This is a genomic window from Tsukamurella conjunctivitidis, from assembly GCF_007858475.1.
Lineage (GTDB): Bacteria > Actinomycetota > Actinomycetes > Mycobacteriales > Mycobacteriaceae > Tsukamurella > Tsukamurella conjunctivitidis.
Genome location: NZ_VIGX01000007.1, coordinates 1 through 14,582, shown reverse-complemented (window position 1 = coordinate 14,582; position 14,582 = coordinate 1). Strand labels below are relative to the sequence as shown.

Here is a 14,582-nt window from a genome sequence, read left to right as displayed (position 1 = left end):
CCCGCTCAGCGGCCGCACCGCAGTATTACGCTGGCGGCGTGGGGGTGTTCGACAGGGCGGACGAGGGCAGCGAGGAGGCGCAGGCCTATCGCGCCGAGTTCGCGAGGGAGAACGCGCGCCTCGGCGCAAAGGCTGCGCCGGCGATCCTGACGATCGTGGGCATCGTCTTCCTGTGGATCGCGGTCACCGCGGCGGCCTCGTACGCCCGGGACAGCCGCCTTCCCGACACCCCCGTCGCCTGTGGTGGTCAGGTGATGGAGCGCGGCGACACGTGCTGGGCGATCCTCAGTCGGGGCAGGGGAGATCGCGGCGAGCCGATGTTCGAGTTACTCGCGCGCGCCGGCGTGGCGGTCGACGTCCCGGCGGTCGTGATGAGGGGTGGCCTCACGGAGAAGCCCTACCCCTACGACTACGACCGCCGGCTCACGTTCCAACGGAATACGCGCGCCCACCTGATCTCGGCGATGATCCCGGGCTCCGTCGGCATCGCGACCCTCGCCCTCGCCGTCGGTGCCATGGCGATACTGACATCGAGGCGACCGCGCGCCGGCGCGGCGAAGTCCGCGAACGCCCTGCGCCGGGCGATCGTCGACGGCGCGGAGCCGCTCACGCGATCGCAGACCAGGGCCCTCCGGTCGCTGGACACTCCGCTGCTCACGGAGGACCCCCGCGATCCCGCCCGCGTGCGAGCCCTGTTCGTCTGGCGCCACGAGGCAGCGAATCCCCCTGTCGGCGTGTACCTCTGGGCGAACCGCCTCACCGACAAGCACCGCGTCGATGCCGGACTGATGCGGCTCCGCCCGGCGGGCGACCTCTGGTTCGTCGAGCTGACGCTGCCGCGGGATGTGCTCTCCGGCTACCGCATCCTCCCGTTCCGCGCCGATTCCCCCGGCGTGCGCGACGGGCGTCCGGTCGACGGGCGCGCGATCCGGAGCGCCGCAGTACCGGATCCGCTCAACCGCTCCGCGGATTCGTCGTTCGGGTCGGTCCTGCGCGGTCCCGACGCCCCCGATCTCTCGCCCTGGCTCGGGCTCCACGACGCGCCGTCCCCGGTCCTGGACGGCACGACCGAGGGCGACCCCGCGGTGCGCTACCGCCTCTTCGTTCCGCCCGGCGAGGGCGAAGTGGAGCTCGCGATCGTCTTCGACGCCGACGCGTGGATCGACCGGCACGGGCTGCCCGCCGTGGTCGAGCGCCGGCGATCGCGGGGCGGCGGCCCGCGCATGTGCGTCCTCGGGATCGACTCCCCCACCGGCCCCGCGGAGCGGCTGCGGTTCCTCGGCTCGGACGCGGTGCGCAGGGCCGTCGCCGACGAGGTGCTCCCGGCCGCCCTGGCGCTCCTTCCCGGCGCGCCGCGGCGGGTGCTCGCGGCGGGTCAGAGCATGGGCGCGATCGCGGCACTCGCGCTCGCCTGTGAGCACCCCGGGCGCATCGACACCGTCCTCGCCTACTCCCCCTCCGTCTGGTGGCGCCCCGGCCTTACCACTCGCCCCGAGTCCGTGTTGGGCCGCGAGCAATGGGTGCACGACCTGCTCTCGACGCCAGGAGCCCCCTTCGCGCTGCACCTCGCGGTGGGCTCGTACGAGGACGAACTGGTCCCGAACGTCGCCGCGGTCGCGGCCACCGCGCGAGCGAGTGGGCACACCGTCACCGAGACCGTCTTCACGGGCGGCCACGACGAGACCGATTGGGCCGCGCTCCTTCTGAAGGATCTGCGACCGTCCGACCACCCGGTCGACCGGGGTTCCGCGCACGAAGGCGCGCCCGCCCCGTCCACCGCCGCGACGTACCTGTGGCGGGGCTTCCTCCTGGCGTGCACGGCGGGCTTCCTCGTCCTGGCCGCACGTGGCTACGCGGACGTCGAGGTCGCCTCGGGGCCGGTGCGGTGCGACGGGCGACTGATGGAGCGCCAGGACACGTGCCTGCTCATCGACCACCGCGAGATCGGCACGCGGGAGGACCTCGTGCGCGCCGGCGAACCTCCCCGCGAACTCCGGGCGTACACGAGGAACAGGGTGCCGGTGCTCGGACATCCGATGACCTACGAGCGGATGGAAGTCGCCCGCGCCGCGGATCGTCGTCAACACCTCACGCAGACGTACGGCTTCAGCGCGGTGGCACTCCTCCTCGTCGCCGGCGTCGCGCTGTCCTTCCCCGCGGTGGCGCGCCCCGTCGGGCACGGTCTGAGCCGCGTCGTACGCCGACTGCGCGGCGGCCGGCGCGGCCCGGATCGAGCCCGACTCGACCGGGTGTTCTGGGGCGGCGGACGACCCGCCCCCTCGGAGAGCCGTCGCTCCGGCGGCGAGTGAGCAGGACGATCAGATCTCGCGGGCGCCGATCAGGGCGTCGGAGATGATCCCGGTGGCGCGCTGCAGGGCGGGGATCGCGCGATCGACGAAGTCGTCGCTCAGCCGGGAGACGGGGCCCGAGATCCCGACGGCCATCGGGGTGGGCGCGCCCGGCACCGCCATGGCGTAGCAGCGCACCCCCGCCTCCTGCTCCTCGTCGTCGATCGAGTAGCCGCGCGCGCGGACCTTCTCGACCTCGGCGAAGACGCCGGAGAGAGTGCTCACGCTGTTGGGCGTCGGCGCAGGGATCCCGGCCTGCCCCACGAGTTTGACGATGCGGGCGTCGTCGAGCTCCGCGAGGACGGCCTTGCCGACACCGCTGTTGTGCAGATTGACGCGGCGGCCTGCCTCGTTGTTCGTGCGCATGCTGTGCTGCGAGGGCACCTGTCCGGTGTAGATCACCATGTCGCCGTCGAGCACCGCGAGACTCGCGGTCTCCTCGAGCTCGTCGACCAGGGACTGCAGCACCGGCACCGCGACGGCGCCGAGTTGGCGGTTCGCGACCTCGCCGAGGCGGATCAGCCGCGGACCGAGTGCGTAGCGCCGGTTCGGCAGCTGGCGGACGTAGCCGATGCCCACCAGGGTGCGCAGCAGGCGGTGGATCGTGGGCGGCGGCAACGGCGTCCCCGCCGACAGTTCACTGAGCGAGCATTCGCCTCCGGCGCGCCCCATGAGTTCGAGCAGTTCGAAGGCGCGCTCCACCGACTGCACCCCGGACGTGGACTTCCCCGCCATGATCGCCTCCCCGGACGTCTGGTCGTTTGCTGTTCCAATCGCGACAGTACGCGCTGATTCCATCTTGTGTTCCGTATTGCGGTATCGCGGTCGATCCGCGGCCGACAGCACGCCTCAATCACGCCTGATGACTGAAAATCTGCTACCACGATACGGAATCACGCCCACGGGCCATCGCCCCACTGAAGCTCAGCCCCCGTGCAGAGGGTTCAGCTGGTACATGTTGGCGCACGGCGGAAGTCGGCGAGAATCCCGGAGAACATGTGCTTGACAGCCCCTGGAGCGCGTGCTTCACTCGACGTGATCGGAATCACATTTCCGATGGGCGGAACGCAGATCTGCGGAGCCCCACGCGATAGCCACCACGCGTCGCCTTCGATCAGCCCCACTTCGCCGTCGCTCCCCGGAGCGCCTGAACGCGACGGGCACCCGCCCGGCGTTTCGGACCGAGAGGACCACCATGACCAGCCAGCAAGAGCAGAACGGGGCCGACGAACACGTCGCACCCCCCGTGGCCATCGACCGGAAAGACGGCCCGGATCCCGCGGGCACGCCGTTCCTGGATCGCTTCTTCGAGATCACCCGCCGCGGCTCGACGATCCCCCGCGAGATCCGCGGCGGTCTCGTCACCTTCGTCGCGATGGCCTACATCGTCGTGCTGAACCCGCTCATCCTGAGCAGCTCGTCCGATGCCGCGCAGGGAACCCTCGGATTCGTGCAGGTCACGGCGGTCACGGGCCTGACCGCGGGCGTGATCACGATCCTCTTCGGGTTGGTCGCACGCCTCCCGTTCGCGCTCGCCGCCGGCCTGGGGATGAACTCCTTCCTCGCGGTGGCGGTGGTCAAGGACGTGACCTGGCCGGAGGCGATGGGCCTGGTGATCATCAACGGCGTGATCATCGTGGTTCTGGGTGCGACCGGCATCCGGACCGCGATCTTCCGCGCGGTACCCGCGGAGCTGAAGACCGCCATCACCGTCGGCATCGGCCTGCTCATCGCCTTCATCGGCTTCGTGAACTCGGGTTTCGTCACGCGCACGCCGGCCGGGCCACCGGTACAACTGGGCCACGACGGCTCGATCGACGCGCTGCCCACGGCCGTCTTCATCTTCGCGCTGCTGCTCATCGCGGTGCTGGTCTCGCGCCGCGTCCCCGGCGCCATCCTCATCGGCATGATCGTTGCGACCCTTGCGGCGATCGTGATCCAGCACTTCGCGAAGCTCGGCACGGTCGGCGACCCCAACCATCCGGACCCGAAGGGCTGGAATCTCAGCGCACCCGAGTTGCCCAGCCATATCGTCGCGCTCCCCGACTTCGGCCTGATCGGACAGTTCGACCTGTTCGGGGCCTTCGAGCGCGTGGGCGCTCTGGCAGCGACGATGCTGGTCTTCACACTGGTCTTCACGAACTTCTTCGACGCCATGGGGTCGATGACGGGCCTCGCGCGCCAGGCCGGCGTCGGCCAAGCCGACGGCACCTTCCCGCGGATCCGCTCCGCCTTCGTGATCGAGGGCATGGGAGCGGTCGCCGGCGGCGCCACCTCCGGCTCGTCGAACACCGTTTTCGTCGACTCGGCGTCGGGCATCGCGGAGGGCGCGCGCACGGGCCTGGCAGCCTGCGTGACCGGCGTGCTCTTCCTGGGCTCGATGTTCTTCGCGCCGCTCATCGGGGTGATCCCGATGGAGGTGGGCGCGGCCGCGCTGGTGGTCGTCGGATCGATGATGGTGGCGCAGATCCGGGATATCGACTTCACCCACTTCTCGGTGGCCCTGCCCGCCTTCCTCACCATCGTCACCATGCCCCTGACCTATTCGATCGCGAACGGCATCGGCGTGGGCTTCATCACCTGGGCACTCCTGAGCGTCCTCAGCGGTCGCGGACAGAAGGCGCACTGGCTACTGTGGGCGGTCTCGGTCGGGTTCATCCTCTACTTCGTCCGAGGGCCGATCACCGCGTTCATCAGCGGCTGAGCTGCAACGGCGCAGCGTGGCCGGATCCACCTCCGCCGCACAACTCCGTGATGCGGAAAGAATATTCCGAAAAGACCTTCCCGATGTGACTCCCGTCACCTATCATGAAATGCACTGGATCGTGTTCGCATGGAAAACCAGCGGTCCAGCTCAGCCTCGCAAACCATGCCTGTCGGAACCGCGTGCCGCGGTTCAGTAGGGATGCAGCGGTGACCGAAACGCTGACCGGATGTCATGTGACCGTGAACGGTCGATCCCGACCCTTCACCGGCCCGGTGCACACGAGTGCCCTCGACTGGCTTCGCGACCAGGGCCTCACCGGGGCCAAGGAGGGCTGCGCCGAGGGGGAATGCGGCGCCTGCTCGATTCTCGTCGCCCGCCCCGGGGATCCCGAGGCCCCGGACGACCGGACCCGGTGGACCGCGATCAACGCCTGCCTCACGCCGGCCGCCGCCCTTGCCGACCAGGAGGTCGTCACCTCCGAGGGACTCGGCGGGCCGGACGAGTCGCATCCGGTCCAGACCGCGATGGCGCTGCGCGGGGGTTCCCAGTGCGGTTACTGCACGCCCGGCTTCATCTGCAGCATGGCCGCCGAGTTCTACCGCCCCGATCGGGCGCCGTCCGGGGGCCCTGCCGGGGAGTGCGGCGACCACGACGACGAGCACGGTCCGAACGGCTTCGACCTGCACTCGCTCTCCGGGAACCTGTGCCGCTGCACCGGCTATCGACCGATCAGGGACGCGGCGTACGGCCTTCCCTCCGAACCCGCGCCCGATGATCCGCTCGCGGCCCGTCGCACCGCCGCGGCCCCCGCTGCGACCCCCACCGAGATCACCGGCCCGCAGGGCCGGTTCGTCCGGCCCGCCGGCCTGAGCGAGGTACTCGATCTCCTCGCCGGCGACGACTCCCCCGTCCTCGTCGCCGGTTCCACCGACTTCGGTGTCGACGTCAACCTCAAGGGGCGACGCGAGCCCCTCGTCGTCGCCATCGACCGCTTGCCGGAGCTGCGCGAACTGCGCTGGGCACACGACGAACTGGAGATCGGTGCGGCGCTGACGCTGTCCGAGATCGAGCGTCGCCTCGACGGCCGCGTGCCGCTCCTCGCCCAGCTCTTCCCGCAGTTCGCCTCCCGCCTGATCCGCAACGCCGCGACGCTGGGCGGCAACCTGGGAACGGGCTCTCCGATCGGCGACACACCACCCGCGCTGCTGGCGCTGGAAGCCCGCCTGGTCCTCGCCTCGCGCGACGGTGAGCGCACCGTCCCGCTCGCGGACTACTTCACCGGCTACCGCGCGACAGTGCGCCGCCCCGACGAACTCATCAAAGCCGTCCGGATCCCCTTGCCGCTGAACCCGCTCACGGCCTTCCACAAGATAGCCAAGCGGCGCTTCGACGACATCTCCAGCGTCGCCGTCGCCTTCGCCCTCACGGTGGAGCACGGCACGATCACGCGTGCAGCGATCGGGCTCGGCGGCGTCGCCGCGACCCCGTTGCGGGCGACCGCGACCGAACGTGCACTCCTCGGCCGGCCCTGGTCCGAGGACACCGTCCGTGCGGCCGCCGAGGTGCTGCGCGCCGAGGGAACGCCGATGGACGACCACCGGGCCTCCGGACGCTACCGGGTGGCCATGCTGGGCCGCTCGCTCGAGAAGCTGTTCGCCGACGACCAGGCCCGAGAGGAGCTGTCATGAGCCACCTTTCCGAACGTCCCACGAATCCCGTCGTCGGGCAGGAGATCCCGCACGAGAGCGCGATGCTGCACGTGACCGGCGCGGCGCTGTACACCGACGACCTCGTCGGGCGCACGCCCGGCGCGCTGCACGCACACCCGGTCCAGTCCGACTGCGCCCACGCGCGGATCGTCTCCATCGACACCGCGCCCGCTCTGCGCATCCCCGGGGTCGTCCGGGTGCTCACCGCGGCCGACGTCCCGGGCGTGAACGACGCCGGGGTCAAGCACGACGAACCTCTGTTCCCCGAGGACGAGGTGATGTTCTACGGACACGCGGTGTGCTGGGTGCTCGGCGAGACGCTCGAGGCCGCGCGGCTCGGCGCCGCGGCGGTGCGACTCGAGCTCGAGCCGCTCCCCTCCCTCGTCTCGGTCGGCGACGCCATCGCCGCGGAGAGCTTCCACGGCGCCCGTCCGACGGTCCGCCGCGGCGACCCCGACACCGGGTTCCGCGAGGCCGCTCACGTGTACACCGGCGAGTTCGAGTTCGCGGGTCAGGAGCATTTCTACTTGGAGACGCACGCGTCTCTGGCGCAGGTCGACGAGAGCGGGCAGATCTTCGTCCAGTCCAGTACCCAGCACCCGTCGGAAACGCAGGACATCGTGGCGCACGTGCTGGGTCTCCCCAGCAACGCCGTCACCGTGCAGTGCCTGCGCATGGGCGGGGCCTTCGGCGGCAAGGAGATGCAGCCACACGGCTTCGCCGCGATCGCCGCGCTGGGCGCCACGCTGACGGGCCGGCCGGTACGACTTCGGCTGGATCGCACCCAGGACATGACCATGTCCGGCAAGCGGCACGGCTTCCACGCCAGCTGGCGCGTCGGCTTCGACGCCGACGGGCTCATCACCGCCCTCGAGTCCACCCTGACCGCCGACGGCGGGTGGAGCCTGGACCTCTCCGAGCCGGTCCTGGCGCGGGCCCTCTGCCACATCGACAACGCCTACTGGATCCCGAACATCGCGGTCCACGGGCGGATCGCGAAGTGCCACAAGACCTCGCAGACCGCGTTCCGCGGTTTCGGCGGCCCCCAGGGCATGCTCGTCATCGAGGACATCCTCGGCACCTGCGCCCCGCGCCTCGGCGTGTCCGCGCGCGAGCTGCGGCGCCGCAACTTCTACGGCGACGACCAGACCACGCCGTACGGCCAGCCCGTGCGCCACGCCGATCGGGTGCGCACGGCGTGGGAGCAGGTCGTGGAATCCGGAGAGGTCGAGACCCGTGAGGCGGAGATCGCCGCCTTCAACGCCGCGCATCCCAACGTCAAACGGGCCCTCGCCCTGACCCCGGTGAAGTTCGGTATCTCCTTCAACCTCACCGCGTTCAACCAGGCCGGCGCACTGGTCCTCGTCTACAAGGACGGATCGGTCCTGATCAACCACGGCGGTACCGAGATGGGCCAGGGCCTGCACACGAAGATGCTGCAGGTGGCCGCCACGACGCTCGGCGTGCCACTCGCGCGCGTGCGGCTCGCGCCGACCCGGACGGACAAGGTGCCCAACACCTCCGCCACGGCGGCCAGTTCCGGCGCCGACCTCAACGGCGGCGCGGTCAAGAACGCCTGCGAACAGATCCGCGATCGCCTCGCCGCGGTCGCCGCATCGCTCATCGGCACCAACGCCGCGGACGTGCGGTTCAGCGACGGCACGATCAGCGGCCTCGGCGCATCGGCCCAGAAGCTGACCTGGGAGGAGGTCGTCCACGCCGCGTACTTCCAGCGGGTTCAACTCTCCGCCTCGGGGTACTACCGCACGGAGGGCCTGCACTGGGATGCGAAGGCGATGCAGGGTGAGCCCTTCAAGTACTTCGCCTACGGCGTGGCCGCCAGCGAGGTCGAGGTCGACGGCTTCACCGGTGCGTACCGCTTACGGCGCGTGGACATCGTGCACGACGTGGGCGACTCGCTCTCACCGATGATCGACATCGGTCAGATCGAGGGCGGCTTCGTACAGGGTGCGGGGTGGCTCACCCTGGAGGACCTCCGCTGGGACGAGAGCGACCGCCCCACCCGCGGCAGGCTGCTGACACAATCCGCCAGCACCTACAAGCTGCCGAGCTTTTCGGAGATGCCGCCGGACTTCCGGGTCTCATTGCTGGACAAGGCTCACGAGGACGGGGCGGTCTACGGGTCCAAGGCCGTCGGCGAGCCGCCGCTCATGCTCGCCTTCTCGGTCCGCGAGGCGTTGCGCCAGGCGGCGGCGGCCTTCGGCCCGGCCGGGGTCTCCGTCGAGCTCGCCTCCCCGGCGACGCCCGAGGCCGTCTACTGGGCGCTGGAGGCCGCGCGGTCGGCGTTGCCCGCGCACCCCGTGGAGCCGAACGATCCGTCCCGCAACGGTCGGCCTCCAACCGGGGCACCGGCGGCCGATACCGCCTCGGCGGCAACGGCCCCCGCACCGCTCGGCTGAGCCCACCATGACCTGGTTGGGCGACGCCGCCCGCCTCCGCCGGCACCGCGTACCCGCGGTCCTGATCACACAGATCGGGGTGCGCGGACACGCGCCACGCGAGCCGGGCGCCAAGATGATCGCCACCGCCGACGCCGTGCTCGGCACGATCGGCGGCGGCAACCTGGAACTCACGGCCGTCGATCGGGCGCGCGAGCTGCTCGCGGAAGCGATCTCCGTGCCGGAGACCCTCACCCTGCGACTGAACGACAAGGCCCGGAATCGACACGGGCGGCAATGCTGTGGAGGCGAGGTGGTTCTCTTGTTCGAGCCGCTCCCGGTGGTACCGGCGGTCGCGATCTTCGGGGTCGGACACGTGGGCCTCGAACTCGCGCGCATCCTGTCCCGCCACGACATCGAGCTCCACCTCACGGATTCGCGCCCCGAGCAGATCGAGGCGGCGCGCGCTCTGGAGCCCGGCGAGGCGACGGTGCACCTGCACCATTCGGTGCTTCCCGAGGAGATCCTCGAGGACCTGCCGCCGGGCGCCCACGTCCTGATCATGACCCACGACCACGCCGAGGACTTCAGCCTCTGCGATCAGGTCCTGCGCACACCCGGCCTGGGCAGCGTCGGGCTGATCGGTTCCTCGGCCAAGTGGGCTCGCTTCCGCACGATGCTCGCCGAGTCCGGGCACGACGCCGCGACCATCGACACCATCCAATCACCCATCGGGCTGAGCACCCTCAGTGGCAAGCACCCGGCGACCATCGCCGTGAGCGTGGCCGCCGACCTGCTCGCCCGCTTCCCCTCGGCCGTACAAGGAGACCCCTCATGACCATCTACCGCTGTCGTGTCCTGGACACGCCCGACAATCCCTTCACCGGAGGCGAACTGCGGGCGCACGACGACGCAGGAATCGCGGTCGAGGCGGGCACCATCGCCGAGCGCGGCGACTTCCGCACGATCGCCGAACGCCGGCCCGACGACGAGGTGGTCGACCTGCGCGACGGCGTCCTCCTGCCCGGCATGGTGGACACGCACGTGCACTACCCGCAGATCCGGGCCATCGGCGGGCTCGGCATGCCGCTGCTGGACTGGCTCGACCGGTGCGCGCTACCCGAGGAATGCAGGCTGGCGGACGCCGAGTACGCCCGCTCGGTGGCGCGCGAGTTCCTCACGGGACTCACCGCCGCGGGCACCACGACGGCCCTGGTCTTCGGCTCGCACTTCTCCGACGCCGTCGATGCGCTGTTCACCGAAGCCGACCGGGTGGGGGTGCGAGTCACGGCGGGGCTCGTGACCAGCGACCGCAACCTCCCGGAGCCCCTGCTCAGCACCCCGGCGAGGTCGTACGACGAGGGGCGCAAACTCGCGGAGCGCTGGCACGGCCACCGGCGCCTCCGCTACGCCGTGACCCCTCGCTTCTCGTACTCGACATCGCCCGAGATGCTCGAGAGCGGCGCAGCGCTCGCGGCGGACGTCCCCGGCCTCTGGTTCACCTCGCACATCAACGAGAATCCCGCGGAGATCGCGGCGGTCATCGACCAGTTCCCGGGGTCGGCCCACTACCTCGACACCTACCATCGTCACGGCCTGATCCACGAGCGTTCCGTGCTCGCGCACAACGCGCATCCGACCGATTCCGAACTCGCACTGATGGCGTCCGCCGGGGCCTCGGTGGCCCACTGCCCCACCTCGAACTCGGCCCTGGCCAGTGGGTCCTTCCCGCTGCGGCGCCACCTCGACCACGGCGTCACCGTCGCCCTGGGTACCGACGTCGGCGCCGGCAGCGGCTTCTCCCTCTTCAAAGAGGGTCTCCAGGCCTATTTCATGCAGCAGCTCCTGCAGGCCGACGGCGTCCCACTCACCGCGGCGCACCTGCTGCACCTGGCGACACGTGCCGGCGCGACCGCGCTCGGACTCGACGAGGTGGGCGACCTGTCCGTCGGACGCCAGTTCGACGCGCTCCTGATCCGGCCGACGGAGGGGCATCCGCTGGACGTGGGCCTCCGGCACGCCGAGTCGGCGGAGAACGCTCTCGCGAAGATCTTCTCGCTGGCGACGCCCGCCGACGTGGCGCGCGTCTGGATCGGCGGCGACGAGGTGTCCGCCTAGCCCTCATCCGACGGGACCGCGTCGCGAATTCCTTGTGCGGAGCATCGAATCGGCGTAGACTCCACCATACGGAATTACTTTTCCATTAGCCTAGACGGAGGTCCCATGCCCAGCCGCTCGCTCACCGACGACGCCCTGGCCGCGATCGAGCGTCGGCTGGCCGCCACCGATGATCTGCTGGCGCGCGACTACCCGGGCGACGACGGACGCCGCCAGCCCGTGCACACCGTCTACCTTCCCGCGGACCGGTACACCCCGGCGACCGCGCGGGAATGGGGCGAACAGGCCCTTGCGGCGGCGGACGCCGCGGGCGGGCTGGCCGAGGTGGCGCGCGCCCTGGGCCTCAACGATCCGGATCTCCCGGACCTGGTACGGCGCAAGCTGAACGACGAACCGATCGAGGACCTGCGTCTGGACTTCGAGGACGGCTACGGTGACCGCGGTGACGCCGCGGAGGACGCCGATGTCGCGCGTGCCGTCGAGGCGGTGTCGGCCGCCGTCCGCGCGGGCTCGGCTCCGCCCTTCGTCGGCATCCGGTTCAAGTGTTTCGAGGCACCGGTGCGCGCCCGCGGCCTGCGGACGCTCGACCTGTTCGTGAGCGGCCTCGCTGCGGCCGGGCCGCTCCCCGCGGGGCTGACCATCACACTGCCGAAGGTCACCACTGTCGGCCAGGTCGAGGCGATGGTCGACGCGAGCCGCGCACTGGAGAGCGCGCTCGGACTCGACGAGCGCCGGGTGCGCTTCGAAGTGCAGGTCGAGACCCCACAGGTCATCCTCGGTGCCGATGGCACGGCGCCGGTCGCGACTCTCCTGCACGCCGCCGACCGCCGCGTCACGTCGCTGCACTACGGCACCTACGACTACTCGGCCTCGCTCGGCATCGCCGCGCAGTACCAGTCGATGGAGCACCCGGCGGCGGATCACGCCAAGAACATCATGCAGCTCGCGATCGCCGGCACGGGCGTGCACATGTCCGACGGCTCCACGAACATCCTGCCGGTCGGCGATCCCGTCCACGTCGCCGAGGCGTGGCGGCTCCACGCGCGCCTCGTACGCCGGCACCTCGAACGCGGCATCTACCAGGGCTGGGACCTGCATCCCGCCCAATTGGTCACGCGCTTCCTCGCGACCTACGCCTTCTACCGCGACGGTTTCCCGGCCGCGGCGACGCGGCTGCGCAACTACGTGCACCGCATCGACTCCGCGATCCTCGACGAGCCCGCCACCGCCCGGGCACTCGCATCCTTCATCCACCGCGGCGTGACATGCGGGGCGCTCACCGACACCGAGGTCCGCGCCGCGGCCGAGGTCACCGTCGACACGGTCCGCGATCTCGCCCTGAACCGCTCCACCACCCCCCACGAGGAGACCCGATGAGCTCGTCCGCACCCGTCTACTACTCGCCGCAGGGCGGCCACCCGCCGCAGACGGACCTGCTCACCGACCGCGCCATCGTGACCGAGGCGTACACCGTGATTCCGCGCGGCGTCATGCGCGACATCGTGACCTCGGTCTTCCCGGGATGGACGAACACCCGGGCGTGGGTGCTCAACCGGCCGGTGGCCGGCGGGGCGACGACCTTCGCGCAGTCCATCGTCGAGGTGGGGGCCGGCGGCGGTTCGGACGCGCCGGAGCCCCAGCCCGAGGTCCAGAGCTTCCTGCTGCTGACGCAGGGCGAGCTCGAGGTGACCATCGACGGCACGACGCACTCGCTCACGTCGGGCGGCTACGCCTACATCCCGGCCGGGACGCCCTGGTCCGTGGCGAACACGTCCGACGGCGCCGCCGTCTTCCAGTGGATCCGCAAGCGCTACGAGCCGCTCGCCGGCTACACCCCGCGGACCGCGGTCGGCAACGAGCGCGACATCGAGCCGTCGCCGATGCCGGGCACCGACAACAAGTGGCGCACGACCCGGATCCTGGATCCGCAGGATCTCGCGTACGACATGCATTGCAACATCGTGACCTTCGTACCGGGCGCGTCGATCCCGTTCGCCGAGACGCACGTCATGGAGCACGGCCTCTACGTCCTCGAGGGCAAGGCGGTGTACCGCCTCAACGGTGACTGGGTCGAGGTCCAGGAGGGCGACTACATGTCACTGCGCGCCTTCTGCCCCCAGGCCTGCTACGCCGGCGGACCGTCGAACTTCCGGTACCTGCTGTACAAGGACGTGAACCGCCAGATCGTCCTCTGACGCTCCACCGTGCGAGTGCCCCTCCCGGGATCCGGGAGGGGCACGTCGTCGTACGGGCGGGGACTCGCCCCGTCAGGACAGCGCGGCGGCGGCGCGGATGAGCGCCTCGCGCAGCCGCAGAGTGTTCGCATCGAGCTCGTCCTGCACGCGCTCCTGGCTGACGGGCCATGGCGTTTCGGCGATGACGTCGTGGTCGGTGACCAGCGCTACGCAGGCGTACCCCATGTCGAGCTCGCGGGCCAGCGCCGCCTCCGGATAGGGCGCGGTCGATACGACGTCCCACCCCTGCGCCGCGTACCAGCGGGATTCGGCCGCGGTCGAGAAACGCGGGCCGCGGATGACCACGACGACGCCGCCGTCTGCCACCACCCAGCGCTGGTCGCGCAACGCGTCGATCGCCGCGGCGCGGGTCCTCTCGGCGAAGGGCCGTGCGAAGGAGACGCGCACGTCCTCGTCGTCGTGGAAGGTGTCGTCGGTGCGGCCCGTTCGGTCGACCAACTGGTCCGGCACGACGACGGTGCCGACCCCGACGCCGGGATCGAAGGCACCGGCGGGGGTCGCGGCGAGGATGTGGCGCACACCGAGGTGATGGAGCGCCCAGATGTTCGCCCGGTGATTGATCCTGTGCGGCGGGATGTTCCGCTCGCGTCCCGACCGGGTGAGATAGGCGACCCGCCGGCCGTGCGCGGTCCCGATCACCACATCGTCCGAGGGGGCACCGTAGGGGGTCTCCACGGGGTAGGACCGCGCGTCGTCGAGCAGGCCGTAGTACCCCCAGCTGCCGAGGATCGCGACGGTCGCGTCACCCCCGCGCTGCGTGGCGTGATCAGACATTCCGCGCTCCTTCGGCGTCGGCTCCGGCGGGTGTGGTCGGGACGTCGGACGCACGGGGCGGGAACGCGGCCGTGCCGTGCCCGGGGTGCGTGCGCACGTCGTCGGGATCGTCGACGACGAGAGTGCCTTCGAGTACCGCCTTCATTGGCTATGACAGCTTGAAGAGGCCCCGGCTCGACGGCTAGACCTGGCCCCGTTTGCGACTCGCCGGTGGTGTTGCGACGGTTTGATCTGGCCCCACCTGATGGTTGCTCGTGAACATCGTTTCCGAG

The 14,582-nt window shown here is 70.7% G+C and carries 11 protein-coding genes; 8 read left to right on the top strand and 3 right to left on the bottom strand.

Annotation, left to right across the window (positions count from 1 at the left end; genetic code table 11):
• Window positions 1-38 precede the first annotated feature (38 nt).
• Window positions 39-2,309: an enterochelin esterase domain-containing protein gene (locus FK530_RS13730; protein WP_146487603.1), complete on the top strand. Its 2,271-nt coding sequence runs from the start codon at window positions 39-41 to the stop codon at window positions 2,307-2,309.
• Window positions 2,310-2,318: 9 nt separating this feature from the next.
• Here FK530_RS13730 and FK530_RS13725 read toward each other — a convergent pair whose 3' ends face one another.
• Entirely contained in the window at window positions 2,319-3,083 is a 765-nt protein-coding gene (locus tag FK530_RS13725) for an IclR family transcriptional regulator (RefSeq protein WP_146487602.1), read from the bottom strand.
• A 460-nt stretch (window positions 3,084-3,543) separates the two neighbouring features.
• On the opposite strand from FK530_RS13725, the gene FK530_RS13720 reads away from it, so the two are divergent.
• The 7 genes from FK530_RS13720 to FK530_RS13690 all read left to right on the top strand — a co-directional run bounded on the left by FK530_RS13720 (window position 3,544) and on the right by FK530_RS13690 (window position 13,476).
• Window positions 3,544-5,052, top strand: a complete 1,509-nt coding sequence (locus FK530_RS13720) for an NCS2 family permease (RefSeq protein ID WP_146487601.1) — start codon at window positions 3,544-3,546, stop codon at window positions 5,050-5,052.
• 242 nt (window positions 5,053-5,294) lie between these two features.
• Window positions 5,295-6,743, top strand: coding sequence for a xanthine dehydrogenase small subunit (locus FK530_RS13715; RefSeq protein WP_231706631.1), 1,449 nt, complete (start codon window positions 5,295-5,297; stop codon window positions 6,741-6,743).
• Window positions 6,740-9,184: a xanthine dehydrogenase molybdopterin binding subunit gene (xdhB, locus tag FK530_RS13710; protein WP_146487599.1), complete on the top strand. Its 2,445-nt coding sequence runs from the start codon at window positions 6,740-6,742 to the stop codon at window positions 9,182-9,184. The genes FK530_RS13715 and xdhB overlap by 4 nt, the downstream gene beginning before the upstream one ends.
• 7 nt (window positions 9,185-9,191) lie before the next feature.
• Complete coding sequence (xdhC, locus tag FK530_RS13705) at window positions 9,192-10,001, top strand: xanthine dehydrogenase accessory protein XdhC (RefSeq protein ID WP_146487598.1); 810 nt, start codon at window positions 9,192-9,194, stop codon at window positions 9,999-10,001.
• Window positions 9,998-11,281: a guanine deaminase gene (guaD, locus tag FK530_RS13700; protein WP_146487597.1), complete on the top strand. Its 1,284-nt coding sequence runs from the start codon at window positions 9,998-10,000 to the stop codon at window positions 11,279-11,281. The genes xdhC and guaD overlap by 4 nt, the downstream gene beginning before the upstream one ends.
• Before the next feature lie 105 nt (window positions 11,282-11,386).
• Entirely contained in the window at window positions 11,387-12,658 is a 1,272-nt protein-coding gene (locus FK530_RS13695) for a DUF6986 family protein (RefSeq protein WP_146487596.1), read from the top strand.
• Entirely contained in the window at window positions 12,655-13,476 is an 822-nt protein-coding gene (locus FK530_RS13690; protein ID WP_146487595.1) for a bifunctional allantoicase/(S)-ureidoglycine aminohydrolase, read from the top strand. The genes FK530_RS13695 and FK530_RS13690 overlap by 4 nt, the downstream gene beginning before the upstream one ends.
• A gap of 72 nt (window positions 13,477-13,548) precedes the next feature.
• Here the strand turns inward: FK530_RS13690 and FK530_RS13685 are convergent, their stop codons facing one another.
• The gene (locus FK530_RS13685) at window positions 13,549-14,310 is read right to left on the bottom strand and encodes an MTAP family purine nucleoside phosphorylase (protein ID WP_146487594.1); all 762 of its coding nucleotides are present in this window, start codon (window positions 14,308-14,310) and stop codon (window positions 13,549-13,551) included.
• On the bottom strand, window positions 14,303-14,455 hold the full coding sequence (locus tag FK530_RS25855; RefSeq protein WP_158645100.1) for a hypothetical protein: 153 nt from the start codon (window positions 14,453-14,455) through the stop codon (window positions 14,303-14,305). The genes FK530_RS13685 and FK530_RS25855 overlap by 8 nt, the downstream gene beginning before the upstream one ends.
• Window positions 14,456-14,582: the final 127 nt, after the last annotated feature.

What these genes read in the sequence shown, in the direction of transcription:
- FK530_RS13725 (WP_146487602.1), bottom strand. Translation starts at nt 3,083, where the DNA reads ATGGCGGGGAAGTCCACGTCCGGGGTGCAGTCGGTGGAGCGCGCCTTC.
- FK530_RS13720 (WP_146487601.1), top strand. Translation starts at nt 3,544, where the DNA reads ATGACCAGCCAGCAAGAGCAGAACGGGGCCGACGAACACGTCGCACCC.
- xdhB (WP_146487599.1), top strand. Translation starts at nt 6,740, where the DNA reads ATGAGCCACCTTTCCGAACGTCCCACGAATCCCGTCGTCGGGCAGGAG.
- xdhC (WP_146487598.1), top strand. Translation starts at nt 9,192, where the DNA reads ATGACCTGGTTGGGCGACGCCGCCCGCCTCCGCCGGCACCGCGTACCC.
- guaD (WP_146487597.1), top strand. Translation starts at nt 9,998, where the DNA reads ATGACCATCTACCGCTGTCGTGTCCTGGACACGCCCGACAATCCCTTC.
- FK530_RS13695 (WP_146487596.1), top strand. Translation starts at nt 11,387, where the DNA reads ATGCCCAGCCGCTCGCTCACCGACGACGCCCTGGCCGCGATCGAGCGT.
- FK530_RS13690 (WP_146487595.1), top strand. Translation starts at nt 12,655, where the DNA reads ATGAGCTCGTCCGCACCCGTCTACTACTCGCCGCAGGGCGGCCACCCG.
- FK530_RS13685 (WP_146487594.1), bottom strand. Translation starts at nt 14,310, where the DNA reads ATGTCTGATCACGCCACGCAGCGCGGGGGTGACGCGACCGTCGCGATC.
- FK530_RS25855 (WP_158645100.1), bottom strand. Translation starts at nt 14,455, where the DNA reads ATGAAGGCGGTACTCGAAGGCACTCTCGTCGTCGACGATCCCGACGAC.